We start from the raw sequence: 18,889 nt of genomic DNA on the forward strand, positions 1-18,889 counted from the left end.
AGTGACTACACTTCCTACCGCTTTTTCCTATCTCCTTGGTGAACCCGCCTCTAAAGCTATAATTCGTTCGGAGCCCGATGACTTTAAGGTGATTGAAAACCTTGGCTTTGAACCAGAGGGGCAGGGTGAACATGTTTTTTTATATATCCGCAAAACAGGTGAGAACACCGATTGGGTCGCTAGGCAGTTAGCCAATTTTGCCCAGATAAGCCCAAAAGATGTCAGCTATGCGGGCAAGAAAGATCGTCATGCGGTCACTGAACAATGGTTCTGCGTGAAGTTTCCCATAAAACGAAATCTTAATTGGAAACTGTTTGGTGGCGATAGTATTGAGGTGCTTCAATCCGTAAGGCATCCTCGAAAACTGCGGCTTGGTACTTTACAGGGAAATCGTTTCAAAATAAGGCTCCGTCAGGTGACTGATATGCGGGATCTGCAGCAACGTGCTCAGGTTGTATCTCGATTAGGGGTGCCTAACTATTTTGGTGAGCAGCGCTTTGGACAAAATTTTGCGAACCTTGATAAGGGTATAGCGTTACTCAAAGGTGAGTTTCAAGAGCGGCAGCGGAGTAAGAAAGGAATATATATATCTGCGGTGCGATCCTGGGTTTTTAACCAGCTATTATCCCTACGAATTAAGCAGGGATTATGGGACACTGTACTGCAGGGTGATGCCCTTATGCTCACTGGAAGCCAGAGCTGTTTTGTGGAAGAGCAGCTAACTGATGAGCTGACACAGCGTCTAAAGGCTTTGGATATTTCTTTGACCGCACCTTTATGGGGGCGGGGCGAATTAATGTCTATTGGAGCTGCCAGAGAATGGGAGCTGCAACAGCTTGCTAGCTGGGGTGAGGTTACCTCCCTGTTAGAGCAGCTAACATTAATGCAGGAAAGAAGGGCACTTAGGCTGCTGCCCATGAATCTACAGATTACCGTAGAGGATGAATCTACCTGTTGGGTTGAGTTTGATTTAACTTCAGGTTCTTTTGCTACGAGCGTGCTGAGAGAACTATGTGATTATTCGCAGGCAACTTAAATAGATGAAAATTCTTATCTCTAACGATGATGGAGTATACGCTCCCGGGCTTGCGGCACTGGCTAAAGAGCTGGCAAGTATTGGTGAGGTTCTGGTTGTCGCGCCTGACCGGAATCGAAGTGGAGCCAGTAATTCTCTAACGCTTGATCGCCCGCTTGAGGCTTTTCGTCATGAAAATGGTTTTATCGGTATCAATGGTACCCCGACGGATTGTGTTCATTTGGGAAGCTCGGGTATTTTTGGCATGAAACCGGATATTGTTGTTTCTGGTATCAATGCCGGGCCCAATCTGGGTGATGATGTTATCTATTCAGGAACGGTTGCAGCGGCTATGGAAGGCAGACATCTTCGCCTTCCGGCGGTGGCGATTTCATCTGGAAACTTTCATCCTGAACATTATGATTCAGCAGCTAAAGTTGCCCGGGAAATGGTCGAAAAGATACTGCAACTAAACGTTGCTCCACGTACCGTCCTGAATATTAATGTGCCTGATCGAGCTTATGATGATCTGGAAGGTGTTCATGTGACGCGTCTGGGTCATCGTAGTTGCGCCGATATGCCTATAGAGGCAGAAGACCCTCGTGGCAAAGTGCGCTATTGGATAGCGGGTGCAGGGCCTGCTGCGGAGGCCGGTCCAGGAACGGACTTTTATGCCCTTGATCAGGGATATGTATCGATAACTCCCCTGCATGTTGATATGACGCAGTATTCGGGTATGGATAATGTCGCAGATTGGCTGGAGAGTAGTTTTTGAATGATCAGCAGTTGCGCGGTATTGGAATGACCTCGCAAAGAACCCGTGATCGCTTAATAAATCGTTTACGCGATCAAGGTATCAAGGATGAAAGAGTATTAGAGGTAATGCGTAATACCCCTCGGCATATCTTTATTGATGAAGCGTTGTCGCATCGGGCATATGAAGATACTGCGCTGCCTATCGGCTATAACCAGACGATTTCGCAGCCCTTCATAGTCGCCAGAATGACTGAAATGTTATTGGCCGAGGGGGAATTGCAAAGGGTTTTAGAAGTAGGAACAGGTTCTGGGTATCAGACTTCAATCCTTGCTCCATTGGTGGGCGAGTTATTCAGTGTTGAGAGAATTAAGCCGCTACAAGATAAAGCGCGGCAGCGCCTGAAAACTTTGGAGCTTAAAAATGTACAACTAAAGCACACTGACGGTGGTATGGGCTGGGCAGGCAAAGCACCTTATGATGGAATTCTGGCTGCTTGTGCTCCTGAAGAGGTGCCTGAAGAGTTAAAGCAGCAGTTAGCTGTCGGTGGTCGTCTTATTATTCCTGTCGGTGGAAGTGAAAATCAGGAATTGAAGTTAGTTATCCGGCTTTCGGAGGATGAATTTTCCACAGAAGTGCTGGAAGGTGTGAAATTTGTACCTTTGTTAAGTGGTACGGTACGTTAACGGAGTTTAAATGCAGTCGGGACGTAGTTTGCGCGATTATTTCGTGCTATCTGTCAAAGGGATGATGATGGGGGCTGCTGATGCGGTTCCCGGGGTTTCTGGGGGCACGATAGCCTTTATGACAGGAATCTATGAAGAGCTTATTCATTCATTAAAGCAATTTGGTCCCAAGGCATTGATGATCTTCTTTAAAGAGGGGCCTGTGGAAGCCTGGAAATTTGTTAACGGCTCTTTTCTGCTGACACTTGTGGGCGGAATACTACTCAGCTTGCTGACCATATCGCATGTGGTTCTTTATTGGTTAGCCGAATATCCAGAATTACTTTGGTCCTTCTTCTTTGGTTTAATTCTTGCGTCGGTTTGGTCTGTTTGCAGGCATATTGAGCGCTGGGGTTCTAATAGCTTCACCGCTTTTATTATTGGAACGATTTTTGCGTATCTGGTGACTTCTCTATCCCCAACGTCAATTGAAGCTACGCCGTTATTCATCTTTTTATCAGGGATGGTGGCAATATGCGCGATGATATTGCCGGGTATTTCTGGAAGCTTTATTTTGTTGCTTTTAGGGATGTATACCCCAATTTTAGGCGCGATAAAAAACCTAGAGCTATTTACATTAGCTATTTTTGCTGCGGGTTGTGCTGTGGGGTTATTAAGCTTTTCCCGAGTGCTAAGTTGGATGTTCAGCTCTTTCAAGGTCACAACATTGGCATTGCTTGGCGGGTTTTTGCTAGGGTCTTTGAATAAAGTATGGCCTTGGAAATATACGACGGCGTACACGATTAATCGTCATGGTGAACAAGTGCCTCTGGTTCAAGAGAATATATCACCATTCACATTTGAGACGATGACTGGTCAGCCTTCCTTTGTCATCTATGCAGCGGTGTTAATGTTGATTGGAGCTGCACTGGTATTCTTGATAGAAAGAATGGGGCGTAGGTCAGGGGTATAGAAGGTGTGGTTTAGGGGCGCGCTTTTATTCTCGTTAATATTCATTCTGGCAGCGTGTGGTGGATCTACACGTGCGCCGGTATCTGAGCGTTCCCTTGGTCTCTCTCAGCAGGCGAAGCCCAACGAGTATCGTGTAAAAAAAGGTGATACCCTCTACTCAATCGCTTTTCGGTACGGCCTTGATTACCGTGAGCTGGCAAGAAAGAACAATATTGATCAACGCTACAGTATTTACCCAGGCCAAACCCTTAGTCTCAATTTCACTAAACCAAAACCCCAAGGATCGATTGTCCGGGATTCCTCCATTCAGGCTCCTAAGCCATTGATTGTTTCTTCCAAACAACAAAACAATCCATCTTCAAAGTCGACTATCGTCAGTCAGTCTAAGCCCGTTCAGACAAAAAAGCCTTCAGCTGCGGTTAAGAGCAGTCAAGGTAAAAGCAAAGATCAGGCTAAAGTGGCTAAAGCTCAAACGCCACAGGCAAAACCTGCTCCAAAAGTGCAGAAAAGCGTAAAACCAATCAATGGGCCTTTAAAATGGAAGTGGCCCGCGTCAGGGAAAGTGATTGCTACGTTTAAAACACGCGGAACGGTTAATAAAGGTATTAACATCGCAGGATCCAAAGGAAGTTCAGTGAAAGCCGCGGGGCGTGGGCGTGTTGTATACGCGGGTAGCGGGCTTTTGGGTTATGGAAATCTGGTAATAATTGACCATAATCAGCAGTTTCTAAGCGCTTATGCACATAATAGTCGTGTTTTAGTGAAAGAAAATGATATGGTTGAGGTAGGCCAGAAAATTGCTGAGATGGGAAGCAGCGGTGCAGATAGGGTTATGCTTCACTTTGAAATACGCCGAGATGGAAAACCGGTTAACCCTTTAAGATATCTGCCGAAAAGATAATTATAAAAACATAATAATAATTAAATAAGATGGTCAGTGTATTGATAGGTTAAGGGAACGGGTAATGGAAAATATCGACAATGACTGCAATACGGATATGCAGGATGTATCTCTGGAAAACGATGAGCTTAAAGAGGAGCAGCTAGAGGAAGAAGAGGCTGAATCTGGCAAAAAAGGAAAGCAGCCTGAATTTCTCAACAGCGGGCGTGGGCGCGGAAGCATGGCGCACAAGGACCTGTTGAATGCTAAAAACCTCGATGCGACTCAACTCTATCTAAATGAAATTGGCTTTTCGCCGCTTCTCAGTGCAGAGGAAGAGGTTTATTTCTCGCGCTTAGCCCTCAAAGGTGATGAAGCTGCCAGAAAACGGATGATTGAAAGTAACTTGCGTCTGGTGGTTAAGATAGCCCGTCGCTATATCAACCGCGGCCTTACCCTTCTTGATCTTATTGAAGAAGGTAACCTGGGCCTGATACGTGCGGTTGAAAAGTTCGACCCTGAAAGGGGATTCCGCTTTTCTACTTATGCGACCTGGTGGATTCGTCAGACTATTGAACGGGCGATCATGAACCAGACTCGAACAATCCGCCTGCCAATACATGTTGTTAAAGAACTCAACGTTTATTTGAGAGCGGCCCGTGAGTTGGCGCAGAAACTTGATCATGAGCCTTCACCCGAAGAGATCGCTGAACTGGTTGATAAACCGGTTGAAAATGTTGAACGGATGTTAGGTCTAAATGAGCGAGTTAGTTCAGTCGATACGCCGATGGGCAAAGACTCTGACAAGTCATTGCTTGATACCATTCCAGATACGGTTTCCTCAGATCCCGCGACGTTGCTACAGAATTCCAATATCAGTGGTAATCTTGATCGCTGGCTGGATGCCTTACCCGAGAAGCACGCCGAAGTGCTTTCAAGGCGCTTTGGTCTTCGCGGCTATGAGATGAGTACCCTTGAAGAAGTGGGTAAAGAGATAGGACTGACACGTGAACGTGTCAGACAGATCCAGGTTGAAGCCTTACGCAAACTAAGAGATATAGTTGAGAAAAATGGCCTAAGTGGAGAAGATCTTTTTCAGCAGTAGTGATCTTCCAGTTAAATAAAAGAAACCGCCTTTCGGCGGTTTTTTTAATTATAGTAAATCCTTTAGCGCATATAGGTGTTCGAGAGCCTGTTTCGGGCTAAGATCATCGGGTGAGATCTTTTTTAGTTCCTTGATCGCTTTATGTTCTGGCGCTGCAAACATGTCGTTTTGTACTGGCGGAGGTGGAGCTATCATTTGTGCCCCAACAGCGACATCCTGCTCCAACTGGTTTAGCTTGGCTTTTGCTTGTTCAATGACGTTCAGAGGAACACCTGCTAACTGAGCGACCTGTAATCCATAGCTTTGGCTGGCGGGACCATCTTTCACTTCATGCAGAAAAACGATGTGGTCGTTATGTTCAACTGCAGTCAAATGTACATTGAACACATTTGCCGCTTGGTCAGGAAGGCTAGTCAGTTCAAAGTAGTGCGTTGCGAACAGGGTGAAAGCGTTGGTTTCTCTTGCTAAGTTCTCTGCGCAGGCCCAGGCTAAGGATAAACCATCAAATGTACTGGTTCCGCGACCCACTTCATCCATCAATACCAGGCTTCGCGCCGTCGCATTATGCATGATGTTGGCGGTTTCAGTCATTTCCACCATGAAGGTCGAACGCCCACCTGCCAGGTCGTCAGATGACCCCATCCGGGTAAAAATTTTATCCACAATGCCGATAGTTGCTGCCGATGCAGGAACATAGCTGCCAATATGAGCAAGCAGGGTTATGAGAGCAGCCTGGCGCATATAGGTGGATTTACCACCCATGTTTGGGCCGGTGATAATCAGCATCTTGCGTTCATTATCAAGGTCCAGATCATTAGCGACAAACGGGTCGTCAAGTACTGTCTCAACGACAGGATGGCGACCGCGTTGAATTTTAATCTGCGGCTCCTCTGTGAGAGTGGGTGGCACATAATCCAGAGTAGAGGCGCGTTCAGCAAGGTTGTTTAAGACATCGAGCTCAGCAATCGCAGCAGATGAATCCTGAAGAGGAGAAAGCTCTGCAGCGAGGGTTTCCAGAAGTTGTTCATAGAGTGCTTTTTCACGTGCCAGTGCCCGGCTTTTGGCAGAAAGCGCTTTGTCCTCAAATTCTTTTAGCTCTGGTGTGATGTATCGTTCAGCATTCTTAAGGGTTTGGCGTCGAATGTATTCCGCGGGTAACTCTGCATTTTGTGCTTTACCAATCTCTATGAAGTAACCGTGAACACGGTTATAGCCTACCTTAAGGGTAGCGATGCCGGTTCTTTCTCTTTCGCGTGTCTCAAGTTCAATAAGATATGCGCCGGCGTTTTCGCTAATACCTCTGAGCTCATCCAGCTCTTCGTCAAACCCTTCGGCGATGACTCCACCATCACGAATGACGACAGGTGGGTTATCAATAATGGCTTTTAATAACAGATCGGATAGTTCAGGGAACTGAGAAATCTGTATTGCCAGTTCTGAGATAAGCGGAGCATCAGTTGTTTTAAGCTGGCTTTGTAATTCAGGCAGAGAGGCTAGAGCGCTTTTCAAACGCTCAAGATCGCGCGGGCGAGCTGAGCGCAGGGCAATTCGAGCCAGGATACGTTCAATATCACCAATATTTTTTAACGGCTTCTGTATCTCTTCAAACTTGTAGTTGTTTTGCAACCACTGAATTGAAGCTTGTCGGGCTAGAAGTGTAGCTCTGTCCTGAATTGGGCGGTGTAACCAACGGCGTAGTAATCTGCTTCCCATCGGGGTACGGCACTTGTCGATTACTTTAGCCAGGGTGTTATCAAAACCACCTGACAGGTTTTGATCTATTTCAAGGTTCTTGCGTGTGGCTGCGTCAAGCGCGACGCAATCATTGTGCTGCTCGATCTGAATTCGACGTATATGCGGTAGTGCTGTTCTCTGGGTGTCTTTCGCATACTGAAGTAAGCAGCCGGCAGCGGTGATAGCAACCGGCAGGTGATCACAGCCAAATCCACTCAGGTCTTTAACTTTAAATTGCTGGCGTAATAACTCATTTGCTGTGTCAGATTCAAAGTGCCATGGTGCCTGTGGCCTTAATCCTTTACGTTTCTCTAAAAGAGTAGCCAGAGGCGATTCTTCATTGAATAGCGTTTCGGAGGGGCGTAGTCTTTCCAGTTCGCTGATTAACGTGTCCTGATTATCGACTTGCATCAGGCTGAAACGCCCTGAGGCTATATCAACAATAGCAAACCCGTACTCATCGCCAACTTGGTTTAGGGCGACTAGCAGGTTGTCTCTGTTCTCATCGAGCAAGGCTTCGTCGCTTACCGTTCCAGGGGTAATGATACGTGCGACAGCGCGCTCGACAGGTCCTTTGCTGGTGGCTGGATCTCCGACTTGCTCACAAATAACAACCGATTCACCCGCTCTGACAATTTTACCCACATAGCCTTCAGCTGCATGGTAGGGGATGCCAGCCATTGGAATCGGTTCACCGGCAGACTTTCCTCGAGCGGTCAACGAAATATCTAACAGCTCGGCGGCTTTTTTTGCGTCATCATAAAACAGCTCATAAAAGTCACCCATGCGATAAAAGACAAGTTGATCAGGGTGTTGGGCCTTGATTCGCAAATACTGCTGCATCATAGGTGTGTGACCAGAGGCGTTTTGTTTTGACATAGGTATCAATACTTGAGCTGAAGTTGAATGAAACTGCTGTATTACAGGGTTGAGATCAGGCATTGTACGGTAAAAATAATGAGTTACATAGCTGAGGTCTGAATGGAAAATACAGGTGTTAATAGCCTTACAGAGATTGCAGATCGATTGATTAATAAAAACCACAAAATAGCGACTGCTGAATCTTGTACCGGAGGTTGGATTGCTCAGGAAATCACAGCGTTACCAGGAAGTTCAGAGTGGTTCGATAGTGGTTTTGTTACATACAGTAACCAGTCTAAAAAGCGTTTGTTAGGTGTGAAGAGTTCAACGCTTGAAGAGCATGGGGCTGTGTCAGAGCAAACAGTACTGGAGATGGCTGAAGGTGCTCTGAGAAATAGTGATGCAAATTATAGCGTTGTAACAAGTGGGATTGCTGGCCCGGGGGGCGGCACGTCTGAAAAACCAGTCGGTACTGTGTGGATTGCATGGGCAGGCGAAGAAGTGGGAGCTACAGCGGAAAAAGTTGTATTTAAGGGCGATCGTGAATCCGTTCGAAAACAAGCGGTTAACTATGCACTTGAAGGAATTTTAAGGAAGTTATTGGCTTGAGGGTTGCAATCGGGAAAACTTATGAAATAATACTGTCCATACATACAGTATTTTTTCCAGTGCAACTTAATTAAATGGTACAGGGTTGAAGATGGACGCGAATCGTAAAAAAGCACTTGATGCGGCGTTGAGTCAGATTGAACGTCAGTTTGGTAAAGGCGCAGTCATGCGTATGGGTGATCAGCCACGTGAAGCGATTCCATCAGTTTCCACGGGTTCTCTTGGGCTGGATATTGCTCTGGGTATAGGTGGTCTTCCCTATGGTCGTATCGTTGAGATCTATGGGCCTGAATCTTCTGGTAAAACCACGCTGACCCTTCAGGTTGTTGCTGAAGCCCAGAAACAGGGTAAGACATGTGCCTTTGTTGATGCGGAGCATGCTCTAGATCCGATTTATGCTGAAAAGCTTGGCGTTGATGTGGATAGCTTGCTGGTATCACAGCCTGATACGGGTGAGCAGGCGCTAGAAATTACCGATATGCTGGTTCGTTCCAATGCTGTTGATGTGATCATTGTTGACTCGGTAGCAGCGCTAACGCCAAAAGCTGAGATTGAAGGCGATATGGGTGATTCACACGTAGGTCTCCAGGCTCGTTTGATGTCTCAGGCGCTACGTAAGTTAACCGGTAATGTTAAAAGCTCTAACTGTTTGCTTGTCTTTATCAACCAGATTCGTATGAAAATCGGGGTTATGTTTGGCAACCCTGAAACAACAACGGGTGGTAATGCACTGAAATTCTACTCTTCTGTTCGTCTGGATATTCGCCGTACGGGTGCAATCAAACAAGGCGATGAAGTGGTTGGTAACGAGACGCGAGTAAAGGTTGTTAAGAATAAGGTGTCACCGCCATTCAGGCAGGCTGAGTTCCAGATCATGTATGGTCAGGGTATCTATCACATGGGCGAAGTGATCGACCTGGGTGTTAAAGAAGGACTTGTGGATAAGTCAGGTGCTTGGTACGCCTATAATGGCGATAAGATTGGTCAGGGTAAGGCCAATGCCTCTAAATTCCTGGAAGAGAACCCGCAGATCGCTAACGAGATAGAAACGGAACTACGCAGTCGTTTGCTATCTAACCCACTGGATAAGCCTGCTGAAGAAGATGAGTCAGAAAACCTGGATCTGATCTAATAGCTAGGTTTTAAGACAAGAGCCTTCGATAGAGATATCGAAGGCTTTTTTGTATCTGGAGAATATTGAGACGAGCTTATGAAAGAACAGGAAGTCACTGAAAAAGATCTGCTGCATAAAGCAATCGACCTGTTGTCCCGTCGTGAGTATGCACAAGCAGAGCTGGAAACCAAGCTAAAGAGAATTGGTTCGGAGGAACAGGTGGAATCTGTCCTACAGCGACTGCAAGAAGACGGCTATCAGTCGGATCTGCGGTTTGTGGAAAGCTTTATTCGAATGCGGGTAGGCCAGGGGCATGGCTTAATCAGAATCAGGTTTGATCTATCGAAAAAGGGAATCGAGGGTGATCTCCTTAGAGAAGTGCTCGATGAACTCGAGGTTGATTGGTATGAACAAGCACGCGAGTTGTATCAACGGAAATATTCCAAGCCGCTGGATAAGCAAGACTATAAGGAAAAGTCTAAGCGGATGCGTTACATGGCTCAGCGTGGGTATTCCATGGATGAGATTAAGTATGCGATAGATCACCCTGAGGGCGAGTTAGGCTAGAAATCTTAAGAATCTGCAGTGAAAAAACGCTTATTTGTCATGTTGTTCAAAAATATTCGAACAATTTTCGAACACGATATATAATGTTGCGCCCAATTTTGCGGTGATTTTATATGGCAGATCGGTGTTGAGGCCGGTTTGCTGTTTTACCAGAATGGATACGCATACGGTTCATATCAATGAAATACATGACAAGTGCTGAGATTCGCCAGGCTTTTTTAGAGTTTTTTAAACAGCAGGGCCACGAAATAGTAGCGAGTAGCTCGCTGATTCCTGCCAATGACCCAACGCTGATGTTTACCAACGCGGGTATGGTGCAATTCAAGGATGTTTTCCTTGGAACGGATAAGCGTAACTACACTCGAGCCACAAGCTCTCAGCGTTGTGTACGTGCCGGTGGTAAGCACAATGACCTTGAGAATGTAGGTTATACAGCACGTCACCACACATTTTTTGAGATGCTGGGTAACTTCAGTTTTGGTGATTACTTTAAGCAGGATGCAATTAATTTTGCCTGGACATTCCTGACAGAAACTCTGGGGCTGCCTAAAGAGCGTCTTTGGGTGACAGTACACCATTCTGATGATGAAGCAGAACGTATCTGGAAAGAAGAAATTGGTGTGGATCCAGAGCGTTTCTCTAAGCTGGACGAAGATAATTTCTGGTCAATGGGTGATACGGGGCCTTGTGGTCCTTGTACTGAGATCTTCTTTGACCATGGTGCTGATGTATGGGGCGGACCTCCAGGAAGCCCTGAAGAAGATGGCGATCGTTATATCGAGATCTGGAACGTTGTATTCATGCAGTACAACCGTAGCGCCGATGGCGAAATGACACCGCTACCTAAGCCTTCCGTTGATACCGGCATGGGCTTGGAACGTATAGCTGCAGTTATGCAGAATGTACATTCTAATTATGAAATTGATATGTTCCAGAATCTGTTGAAAGCTACTGCTGCTGCGGTAGGTACGACAGATATGGATAACAAATCTCTCCGTGTAATTGCCGACCATATTCGTTCATGTTCATTCCTTATTGTTGACGGTGTTTTGCCTTCTAATGAAGGTGCTGGCTATGTATTGCGTCGTATTATTCGTCGTGCTGTTCGACACGGAAATAAATTGGGTGCGAAGGGGCCTTTCTTTAATCAGTTAGTCGAAGCGTTAGTTAAAGAGATGGGTGAAGCCTATCCGGAACTGGCTGAGAAACAGTCACAGGTTGAGCGTGTTCTTCTGAAAGAGGAAGAACAGTTCGCTAAAACTCTGGACCATGGTATGCGTCTGCTGCACGAAGCAATCGAAGGCTTAGATGGCACGGTTATCCCAGGTGAGACAGTTTTCAAACTCTACGACACCTATGGCTTCCCTCATGATCTGACTGCTGATGTTGCCCGTGAGCACGAGCTGACGATCGATGAAGAAGGTTTTGAGCGTGAGATGGAAGCGCAGCGTGAGCGCGCGCGTGCGGCTGGAAAATTTAGCGTCGACTATAACGATGCAATCAAGCTTGAAGGTGAAACCAGCTTTACCGGTTACGAGTTATTGGAAAGTGATGCTTCCACTGTCGTGGCGCTTTTCAAAGAGGGTGAGGCCGTAGACACGCTACAGACAGGTGAAACAGGTCTGGTCGTACTAGATGAAACACCTTTCTACGCAGAATCTGGTGGTCAGGTTGGTGATACTGGTGCATTAAATGCCTCAGCTTCCGTATTTGCAGTCACTAACTGTACTAAGGAAGGCAAAAACAACCTGCATCACGGTAGCGTGGAGCAAGGAAGTTTGAGTGTTGGCGATAAGGTTGCACCTCAAGTTGATGCTGTTCGGCGTAAAGCGATTGCTCTGAACCACTCAGCTACCCATCTGTTGCATGAGGCGTTGCGTGTAGTACTAGGTGAGCATGTTCAGCAGAAAGGCTCTCTAAATGACGATCAGCGTTTACGTTTTGACTTCTCTCACTTTGAAGCAGTTACTCCAGAGCAGATTGCAGAAGTTGAAGCATTGGTTAATCAGCAGATTCGTGATAACAGTGAAGTGGTTACTGAAATCATGGAGATCGAAGCGGCTAAAGCCAAAGGAGCAGCAGCCCTGTTCGGTGAAAAGTACGATGACGTTGTTCGTGTGCTGACAATGGGTGGTGATTTCTCGGTTGAGCTTTGTGGTGGTACCCATGCCAAGCGCACGGGTGATATCGGTCTTCTGAAAATCACATCGGAAGGTGGTGTAGCTGCAGGCATTCGTCGTGTTGAGGCTGTTACAGGTGCTGTAGCACTGGATTACTTTGCCGATCAGAAAGGTCAGTTTGAAGCGAAACTGCAAGAGCAGCAGGCTAAGACTCGCCAGCTAGAGAAAGAACTTGAGCAGATGAAGGCTAAGCTGGCTGCTGCAAAAGGTGCAGACCTGGTTAGTAATGCTGTGGATGTGAAGGGTGTTAAAGTTCTGGCAGCTAAACTAGAAGGCGTAGAACCAAAAGCCCTTCGTGACACAATCGATCAGTTAAAGAATAAGCTGGGCTCAGGTGTCGTTGTTTTGGCAACAGAGTCGGATGGAAAGATCGCTTTAGCTGCGGGTGTGACTAAAGAGCTGACCAGCAAAGTACGTGCAGGTGACCTGATTAAAGAGCTTACCGCTAAGCTAGGTGGTAAGGGCGGTGGTCGTCCTGACTTTGCACAAGGTGGCGGCACCGATCTTCAGGCCCTTGAGGGTGCGCTGGATTCGGTTGCTGGCCTGGTTGAAGCAGCAGTTTAATTCCGACTAGGAAACAAAATGGCACTTTATGTTCAGAAGTACGGTGGTACTTCAGTTGGAACGGTTGATCGTATAGAAGCGGTTGCTGATAAAGTAGCCGGCTTTAAGGCGGAAGGTCATGACATCGTTGTTGTTGTTTCAGCAATGAGTGGTGAAACAAACCGTCTGATTGGCCTGGCCAAAGATATCCAGAGCGCACCTAATCCTCGGGAGATGGATGTGCTTGTTTCTACTGGGGAACAAGTGACTATTGCCCTGCTTTCGATGGCGTTAGATAAGCGTGGCATATCGGCACGTTCTTATACTGGGAGTCAGGTTAAGATCCTTACGGATACAGCGCATATGAAAGCGCGAATTCAGGATATTGAAGTCAGTTCAATGCAGTCGGATCTTGAGGCAGGTCGCGTTGTTGTTGTAGCTGGATTTCAGGGCGTTGATGATCAGGGGAACATTACTACGCTTGGTCGTGGTGGCTCCGATACGACAGGGGTGGCATTAGCTGCGGCCCTTAAAGCCGATGAATGCCAGATCTATACCGACGTTGATGGCGTATATACAACTGATCCTCGGGTCGTTGAAGGGGCGCAGAGATTAGAGCAGATTACTTTCGAAGAAATGCTCGAAATGGCAAGCCTTGGCTCTAAAGTATTACAGATCCGTGCGGTTGAATTTGCCGGTAAATATAAAGTGCCGCTGAGGGTTCTATCCAGTTTTGAGGATGGACCAGGCACGTTGATCACCACAGAGGATGATTCGACAATGGAGAAACCAGTAATCTCAGGTATAGCGTTTAACCGAGATGAAGCGAAATTGACCGTGGTTGGTGTTCCTGATGTTCCTGGAGTCGCTTCCAGAATTTTGGGGTCGATTAGCCGCGAGAACATCGAAGTCGATGTGATCGTCCAGAATGTTGCAGCAGACAACACGACCGACTTTACCTTTACCGTACATCGTAACGATTATGATGCAGCTGAGAAGGTGTTGCAGAAGGTTGCTGAAGAGCTGGGTGCTCGCGAGGTAGCTGGCGATAACAAGATTGCTAAAGTGTCTATTGTTGGTGTGGGCATGCGTTCCCATGCGGGTGTGGCGAGTAAAATGTTTGATGCGCTTGCTGCAGAAAATATTAATATCCAGATGATCTCGACCTCAGAAATTAAGGTTTCTGTCGTAATTGCTGAGAAATATCTGGAACTTGCTGTTCGTGCGTTGCACTCCGCATTTGAGCTGGATGCAGACGATACTGTCAGTGAATAATCGAACTATTTTTTAAAAGCTGGTCTATAGTAAAGACAGCTGTTGTTAGAGGCAGCGTTCTGGCAGGGATTTGGATGAATGCCAGTATGTAGATCCCGGATCTGTTCCGGGCTTGCCTAGGAAGTACAAAGGAGATCCTACAATGTTAATTCTTACTCGCCGGGTTGGTGAAACTCTGATGGTTGGTGACGAAGTTACTGTCACTGTATTAGGTGTAAAAGGTAATCAGGTACGTATTGGTGTGAATGCACCTAAAGATGTATCTGTCCATCGTGAAGAGATTTACCAGCGCATCCAACGCGAAAAAGCGGAAGAAGGAAATAAGGAATAATTTTTTTCAAAACTACCTTTCCTTTTTAAAATCAGTTCTGTATAGTACGCGCTCGTTGTTGGTGAGCTGGCCGAGTGGCTGAAGGCGCGCCCCTGCTAAGGGCGTATAGGTTTACCCCTATCGAGGGTTCGAATCCCTCGCTCACCGCCATTTTGATGTGCGCCCGTAGCTCAGCTGGATAGAGTACCTGGCTACGAACCAGGCGGTCAGAGGTTCGAATCCTCTCGGGCGCGCCACTCAAACAACGGTTTTTTTTGGAATGCGCCCGTAGCTCAGCTGGATAGAGTACCTGGCTACGAACCAGGCGGTCAGAGGTTCGAATCCTCTCGGGCGCGCCACTTCCAAAGAAAAATATCAGATATGCGCCCGTAGCTCAGCTGGATAGAGTACCTGGCTACGAACCAGGCGGTCAGAGGTTCGAATCCTCTCGGGCGCGCCATCTGCTCTGTATCAGAATGCTTCCTCGCTTTATAATAAACCCAAATTCTTTTCCGTTTGAGCGCTAGACTATGAAGTTCTCCATCCGTCTGTTTCCCGAAATTACTATCAAAAGTCGTCCTGTTCGCAAACGCCTGATTCAGCGCCTGCAAAGTAATTTGCAAAATATGCTTCGTCGTATCGATGAAGGTATTAAGGTAAAAGGGCAGTGGGATAAGCTTGATGTCGAGTATGCGGGCAGTGCCGAGAATGTTACTGAGCAGGTTGTTGACCTGCTTTCTCGGACCCCGGGTATCCATAGTTTTATCGAAGTGACTGAATACCCTTTGGGTGATTTTCATGACATTTATGAAAAGGCTTTCGCTATCTATGCTGAGCAGTTAAAGGGCAAAACTTTTAAGGTGCGGGTTAAGCGTTCAGGTAAGCACGACTTTAAATCTATCGAAGTAGAGCGATATGTTGGTGGCGGTCTGAATCAGAATGCAGATACGGCCGGTGTGAATGTGCATAAACCTGATGTATATGTTGATTTGGAAATTCGTAACGAAAGTTTGTATGTCGTTACCAATATCTACAAAGGCTTAGGTGGTTTCCCGTTAGGTACCCAGGAAGCGACTCTGTCCCTTATCTCGGGCGGATTTGATTCTATCGTTGCAAGCTATATGTCAATGCGACGTGGCTGCAAAACCCATTTCCTGTTCTTTAATCTGGGTGGTCATGCTCATGAGATTGGTGTGAAACAAGTAGCGCTCTATCTGTGGCAGAAGTATGGCTCATCCGCACGTGTGAAATTTATCACGATCCCTTTTGATGAAGTGGTGGGTGAGATTTTGCAGTCTGTGCACCATTCGCACATGGGTGTGGTGCTTAAGCGTATGATGATGCGTGCCGGAGAGAAAGTGTCAGACCGCATGGGGATAGATGCACTGGTGACCGGTGAGAGCATTGCGCAGGTATCTAGCCAGACTTTGCCAAATCTGGCGATTATCGATGCTGCAACTGAGAAGTTGGTTGTGCGTCCGCTGGTGACCATGGATAAACAGGATATTATTGATATCACGCGAGAAATCGGCGCATATGACTTTGCTAAGAATATGCCCGAATACTGTGGTGTGATCTCCGATCGTCCGACGACCAGCGCGAAAAAAGACCGTGTTGAAGAGGAGGAGTCAGACTTTGACTTTGATGTTCTCGAGCGCGCTCTTGAGCGCCGTCAGGTGATCAGTATTGATGAAATTGAAGAAGATGTAAATATCCACGCAGAAGTGGAAGCGCTAACCAAAGTTGATGAAAATCAGGTGGTTGTGGATATCAGGGCGCCTCATGAGCAGGAGAAGAAGCCTTTGAATATCCCTGGTTGCGAGATTCAGCTAATTCCGTTCTTTGCTTTAGGCTCCAAGGTAGATGAATTTTCTGAAGAGAAAGAGTATCTGCTTTATTGTGAGAAGGGTGTGATGAGTCAGATGCATGCCCATCAACTGCAGGAGCGCGGCTTTACAAACGTTAAAGTATATCGCCCTGGAAGTGCTAACTAATACTCCTTTATATGACTGATGGATCAAAGGTTGTAAGCAATTTTTGATCCATATCCTCCATTCGACCGAAAATTCCCCTCTATTTATTGCCTGAGATAGACTTTTCAGGTTTAATTGTGGTCCATTTGCAACCAGAACATCCGCTGAATGGAATTCTGCGATAGTCGTAGATAGGCCAAAAGCCGTCCTTTAGCGTATGGGTTTCGATAAGTACAGGAGCACCCAGTAGATGGATAATCTGTTATCAGAAGGTCTAAACCTCATGATCTTCGGTATGGGCTTCGTAGCTGTCTTTCTTACTTTGTTGGTATTCGCTACAACAGGAATGTCCAAAGTAGTAGGCAAGTTTTTTCCAGAAGCACCAGCACAGCCGAAAGCAAAGAAAGCTGCACCTGCAGCTGCGGCGGCTGCGAATAACAATGATGAATTGATTGCTGTTATGACAGCTGCTGTTCACAAACACCGTTCGTAACATAAGAACGGATTAATAACGAATAATCTGCATTAATCGACAGAAGGCCATTACCCATGACCGACGCAAAGAAACCACTTGGCATTACTGATGTAGTACTACGTGACGCACACCAGTCGCTGTTCGCTACGCGTATGCGAGTTGAAGACATGCTGCCGATCGCGGAAAAGCTAGATAAAGTAGGCTTTTGGTCCCTAGAAAGCTGGGGCGGCGCAACATTTGACTCATGTATCCGATTTATCGGAGAAGATCCGTGGGAACGCATCCGTTTGCTGAAGCAAGCAATGCCAAACACAAAACATCAGATGCTCCTGCGTGGACAGAACCTACTAGGTTACCGTCACTACGCTGATGATGTTGTAAACAAATTCTGTGAACGTGCTGCTGTAAATGGCGTAGACGTGTTCCGTATCTTTGATGCGATGAACGATCCACGCAACCTGGAAACTGCAATCAAAGCAGTGAAAGCTACAGGCAAGCACGCTCAGGGCACAATCTCATATACCAAGAGTGCAGTACATACCATCGATAACTGGGTGGAATACGCTAAGACTCTTGAAGATATGGGTGCTGATTCAATCAACATCAAGGATATGTCCGGTATCCTGACGCCGTACGATGCATTTGATCTGGTTTCTCGTCTGAAAGCTCAGACTGATCTGGAAGTTCAACTGCACGCACACGCAACTTCCGGCTTGTCTGACATGACGATCCTGAAGTCTGTTGAAGCTGGTATCGATCGTGTTGATACAGCAATCTCATCTATGTCTATGACTTACGGTCACACCTCTACTGAGTCTGTCGTAGCTGCGCTAGCAGGTACGGATCGTGATACTGGTCTGGATATTAATCTACTTGAAGAGATTGCAGGCTACTTCCGCGAAGTGCGTAAGAAGTACGCTAAGTTTGAAGGTTCTCTGCGTGGTACTGACTCCCGTATTCTGGTAGCTCAGGTTCCTGGTGGCATGTTGACGAACATGGAAAACCAGTTGAAAGAGCAGGGTGCTGCTGACAAGTTTGATGAAGTACTGGCTGAGATTCCACGCGTTCGTGAAGACCTGGGTCTGATTCCACTGGTTACGCCAACTTCTCAGATCGTGGGTACTCAGGCAGTAATCAATGTCCTGATGGGCGAGCGTTACAAAACTATCTCTAAAGAAGTACAGGGTATCCTTAAAGGCGAGTACGGTGCTGCTCCAGCGCCATATAATGCGGATCTACAGGCTCGTGTACTGGATGGCGGTGAAGCCATCACATGTCGCCCTGCTGATCTGCTTGAGCCTGAGCTGGATAAGCTGGTAGGCGAGCTGAAAGAACTGGCTGCTGAGAAAGGAATTGAGCTGACTACAGGTGAGAACGAAATTGATGACGTTCTGACTTATGCGCTATTCCCACAAGTTGGTTTGAAGTTCCTGGAAAACCGTAACAACCCTGATGCATTTGAACCTGCACCTACATTAGAGGACGCACAAGCAATGGCTGCACCTAAGAATACAGGCCCACAGACTTACACTATTACTGTTAACGGCCAGAACTACGTTGTACAAGTAACTGAAGGCGGTGACATTTCTGCTGTAGCTCCTGCGGCACCTGCGGCTGCGCCAGCAGCTGCTCCAGTAGGTGCTGGTGAAGATATCGCTGCACCGCTTGCAGGTAACATCTGGAAAGTACAGGTATCACCTGGTCAGGCAGTTCAGGAAGGTGACGTTCTGGTTATTCTGGAAGCGATGAAAATGGAAACTGAAGTACGTGCTGCACGTGCAGGTACAGTTTCTACTGTGGAAGTCAATGAAGGTGACGCTGTACAGGTAGGCGACACTCTGCTGACTCTGGCGTAAG

Annotated in this window: 16 protein-coding genes and 4 tRNA genes; 19 read left to right on the forward strand and 1 reads right to left on the reverse strand. The window is 46.8% G+C overall.

All coding sequences use genetic code 11. The features are described 5' to 3' along the window. Window position 1: 1 nt before the first annotated feature. From truD to rpoS, 6 genes are all read left to right on the forward strand, one after another. Window positions 2–1,036 (forward strand): tRNA pseudouridine(13) synthase TruD, encoded by a 1,035-nt coding sequence (gene truD, locus MED92_RS13300; protein WP_007022079.1) that lies wholly within the window; start codon window positions 2–4, stop codon window positions 1,034–1,036. Between the two features lie 4 nt (window positions 1,037–1,040). Continuing rightward, window positions 1,041–1,790, forward strand: a complete 750-nt coding sequence (surE, locus tag MED92_RS13305) for a 5'/3'-nucleotidase SurE (protein WP_007022080.1) — start codon at window positions 1,041–1,043, stop codon at window positions 1,788–1,790. Window positions 1,791–1,816: 26 nt separating this feature from the next. Further along, window positions 1,817–2,455, forward strand: a complete 639-nt coding sequence (locus tag MED92_RS13310) for a protein-L-isoaspartate(D-aspartate) O-methyltransferase (RefSeq protein WP_154715235.1) — start codon at window positions 1,817–1,819, stop codon at window positions 2,453–2,455. Between the two features lie 10 nt (window positions 2,456–2,465). Continuing rightward, window positions 2,466–3,407, forward strand: coding sequence for a polyprenyl-phosphate transporter (locus MED92_RS13315; RefSeq protein ID WP_007022082.1), 942 nt, complete (start codon window positions 2,466–2,468; stop codon window positions 3,405–3,407). 3 nt (window positions 3,408–3,410) lie between these two features. Further along, window positions 3,411–4,307: a peptidoglycan DD-metalloendopeptidase family protein gene (locus MED92_RS13320; protein WP_007022083.1), complete on the forward strand. Its 897-nt coding sequence runs from the start codon at window positions 3,411–3,413 to the stop codon at window positions 4,305–4,307. A gap of 64 nt (window positions 4,308–4,371) precedes the next feature. Further along, a complete protein-coding gene (gene rpoS / locus MED92_RS13325) occupies window positions 4,372–5,391 on the forward strand; it encodes an RNA polymerase sigma factor RpoS (protein ID WP_007022084.1) in 1,020 nt (339 codons plus the stop codon). Between the two features lie 48 nt (window positions 5,392–5,439). On the opposite strand, the gene mutS is transcribed toward rpoS, so the two are convergent. After that, window positions 5,440–8,004 carry a DNA mismatch repair protein MutS gene (gene mutS / locus MED92_RS13330; RefSeq protein WP_007022085.1) on the reverse strand — a complete coding sequence of 855 codons (2,565 nt, stop codon included), beginning with the start codon at window positions 8,002–8,004 and terminating at the stop codon, window positions 5,440–5,442. A 102-nt stretch (window positions 8,005–8,106) separates the two neighbouring features. On the opposite strand from mutS, the gene MED92_RS13335 reads away from it, so the two are divergent. The 13 genes from MED92_RS13335 to oadA all read left to right on the forward strand — a co-directional run bounded on the left by MED92_RS13335 (window position 8,107) and on the right by oadA (window position 18,888). Beyond that, window positions 8,107–8,595, forward strand: a complete 489-nt coding sequence (locus MED92_RS13335) for a CinA family protein (protein ID WP_007022086.1) — start codon at window positions 8,107–8,109, stop codon at window positions 8,593–8,595. Between the two features lie 91 nt (window positions 8,596–8,686). Continuing rightward, a complete protein-coding gene (gene recA / locus MED92_RS13340; RefSeq protein WP_007022087.1) occupies window positions 8,687–9,727 on the forward strand; it encodes a recombinase RecA in 1,041 nt (346 codons plus the stop codon). A gap of 78 nt (window positions 9,728–9,805) precedes the next feature. Next, on the forward strand, window positions 9,806–10,276 hold the full coding sequence (locus MED92_RS13345) for a regulatory protein RecX (RefSeq protein WP_007022088.1): 471 nt from the start codon (window positions 9,806–9,808) through the stop codon (window positions 10,274–10,276). 188 nt (window positions 10,277–10,464) lie between these two features. Then, entirely contained in the window at window positions 10,465–13,020 is a 2,556-nt protein-coding gene (gene alaS, locus MED92_RS13350; RefSeq protein WP_040662696.1) for an alanine--tRNA ligase, read from the forward strand. An 18-nt stretch (window positions 13,021–13,038) separates the two neighbouring features. After that, the gene (locus MED92_RS13355; RefSeq protein ID WP_007022090.1) at window positions 13,039–14,274 is read left to right on the forward strand and encodes an aspartate kinase; all 1,236 of its coding nucleotides are present in this window, start codon (window positions 13,039–13,041) and stop codon (window positions 14,272–14,274) included. A gap of 142 nt (window positions 14,275–14,416) precedes the next feature. Beyond that, on the forward strand, window positions 14,417–14,605 hold the full coding sequence (gene csrA, locus MED92_RS13360; RefSeq protein WP_007022091.1) for a carbon storage regulator CsrA: 189 nt from the start codon (window positions 14,417–14,419) through the stop codon (window positions 14,603–14,605). Window positions 14,606–14,665: 60 nt separating this feature from the next. Further along, window positions 14,666–14,755, forward strand: a tRNA-Ser gene (locus MED92_RS13365). A gap of 9 nt (window positions 14,756–14,764) precedes the next feature. Beyond that, window positions 14,765–14,841: transfer RNA gene (locus tag MED92_RS13370), tRNA-Arg, on the forward strand. Window positions 14,842–14,866: 25 nt separating this feature from the next. Continuing rightward, window positions 14,867–14,943 (forward strand) — tRNA-Arg (locus MED92_RS13375). Window positions 14,944–14,967: 24 nt separating this feature from the next. Further along, window positions 14,968–15,044 (forward strand) — tRNA-Arg (locus tag MED92_RS13380). A gap of 70 nt (window positions 15,045–15,114) precedes the next feature. After that, a complete protein-coding gene (thiI, locus tag MED92_RS13385; protein WP_007022092.1) occupies window positions 15,115–16,578 on the forward strand; it encodes a tRNA uracil 4-sulfurtransferase ThiI in 1,464 nt (487 codons plus the stop codon). Between the two features lie 229 nt (window positions 16,579–16,807). Further along, window positions 16,808–17,050, forward strand: a complete 243-nt coding sequence (locus MED92_RS13390) for an OadG family protein (protein ID WP_007022093.1) — start codon at window positions 16,808–16,810, stop codon at window positions 17,048–17,050. 56 nt (window positions 17,051–17,106) lie between these two features. Beyond that, window positions 17,107–18,888, forward strand: coding sequence for a sodium-extruding oxaloacetate decarboxylase subunit alpha (gene oadA, locus MED92_RS13395; RefSeq protein WP_007022094.1), 1,782 nt, complete (start codon window positions 17,107–17,109; stop codon window positions 18,886–18,888). Window position 18,889: the final 1 nt, after the last annotated feature.

Source organism: Neptuniibacter caesariensis (genome assembly GCF_000153345.1).
GTDB classification, from domain to species: Bacteria; Pseudomonadota; Gammaproteobacteria; order Pseudomonadales; family Balneatricaceae; genus Neptuniibacter; species Neptuniibacter caesariensis.

What these genes read in the sequence shown, in the direction of transcription:
- surE (WP_007022080.1), top strand. Translation starts at nt 1,041, where the DNA reads ATGAAAATTCTTATCTCTAACGATGATGGAGTATACGCTCCCGGGCTT.
- MED92_RS13310 (WP_154715235.1), top strand. Translation starts at nt 1,817, where the DNA reads ATGACCTCGCAAAGAACCCGTGATCGCTTAATAAATCGTTTACGCGAT.
- MED92_RS13315 (WP_007022082.1), top strand. Translation starts at nt 2,466, where the DNA reads ATGCAGTCGGGACGTAGTTTGCGCGATTATTTCGTGCTATCTGTCAAA.
- rpoS (WP_007022084.1), top strand. Translation starts at nt 4,372, where the DNA reads ATGGAAAATATCGACAATGACTGCAATACGGATATGCAGGATGTATCT.
- mutS (WP_007022085.1), bottom strand. Translation starts at nt 8,004, where the DNA reads ATGTCAAAACAAAACGCCTCTGGTCACACACCTATGATGCAGCAGTAT.
- MED92_RS13335 (WP_007022086.1), top strand. Translation starts at nt 8,107, where the DNA reads ATGGAAAATACAGGTGTTAATAGCCTTACAGAGATTGCAGATCGATTG.
- recA (WP_007022087.1), top strand. Translation starts at nt 8,687, where the DNA reads ATGGACGCGAATCGTAAAAAAGCACTTGATGCGGCGTTGAGTCAGATT.
- MED92_RS13345 (WP_007022088.1), top strand. Translation starts at nt 9,806, where the DNA reads ATGAAAGAACAGGAAGTCACTGAAAAAGATCTGCTGCATAAAGCAATC.
- alaS (WP_040662696.1), top strand. Translation starts at nt 10,465, where the DNA reads ATGACAAGTGCTGAGATTCGCCAGGCTTTTTTAGAGTTTTTTAAACAG.
- MED92_RS13355 (WP_007022090.1), top strand. Translation starts at nt 13,039, where the DNA reads ATGGCACTTTATGTTCAGAAGTACGGTGGTACTTCAGTTGGAACGGTT.
- csrA (WP_007022091.1), top strand. Translation starts at nt 14,417, where the DNA reads ATGTTAATTCTTACTCGCCGGGTTGGTGAAACTCTGATGGTTGGTGAC.
- thiI (WP_007022092.1), top strand. Translation starts at nt 15,115, where the DNA reads ATGAAGTTCTCCATCCGTCTGTTTCCCGAAATTACTATCAAAAGTCGT.
- MED92_RS13390 (WP_007022093.1), top strand. Translation starts at nt 16,808, where the DNA reads ATGGATAATCTGTTATCAGAAGGTCTAAACCTCATGATCTTCGGTATG.
- oadA (WP_007022094.1), top strand. Translation starts at nt 17,107, where the DNA reads ATGACCGACGCAAAGAAACCACTTGGCATTACTGATGTAGTACTACGT.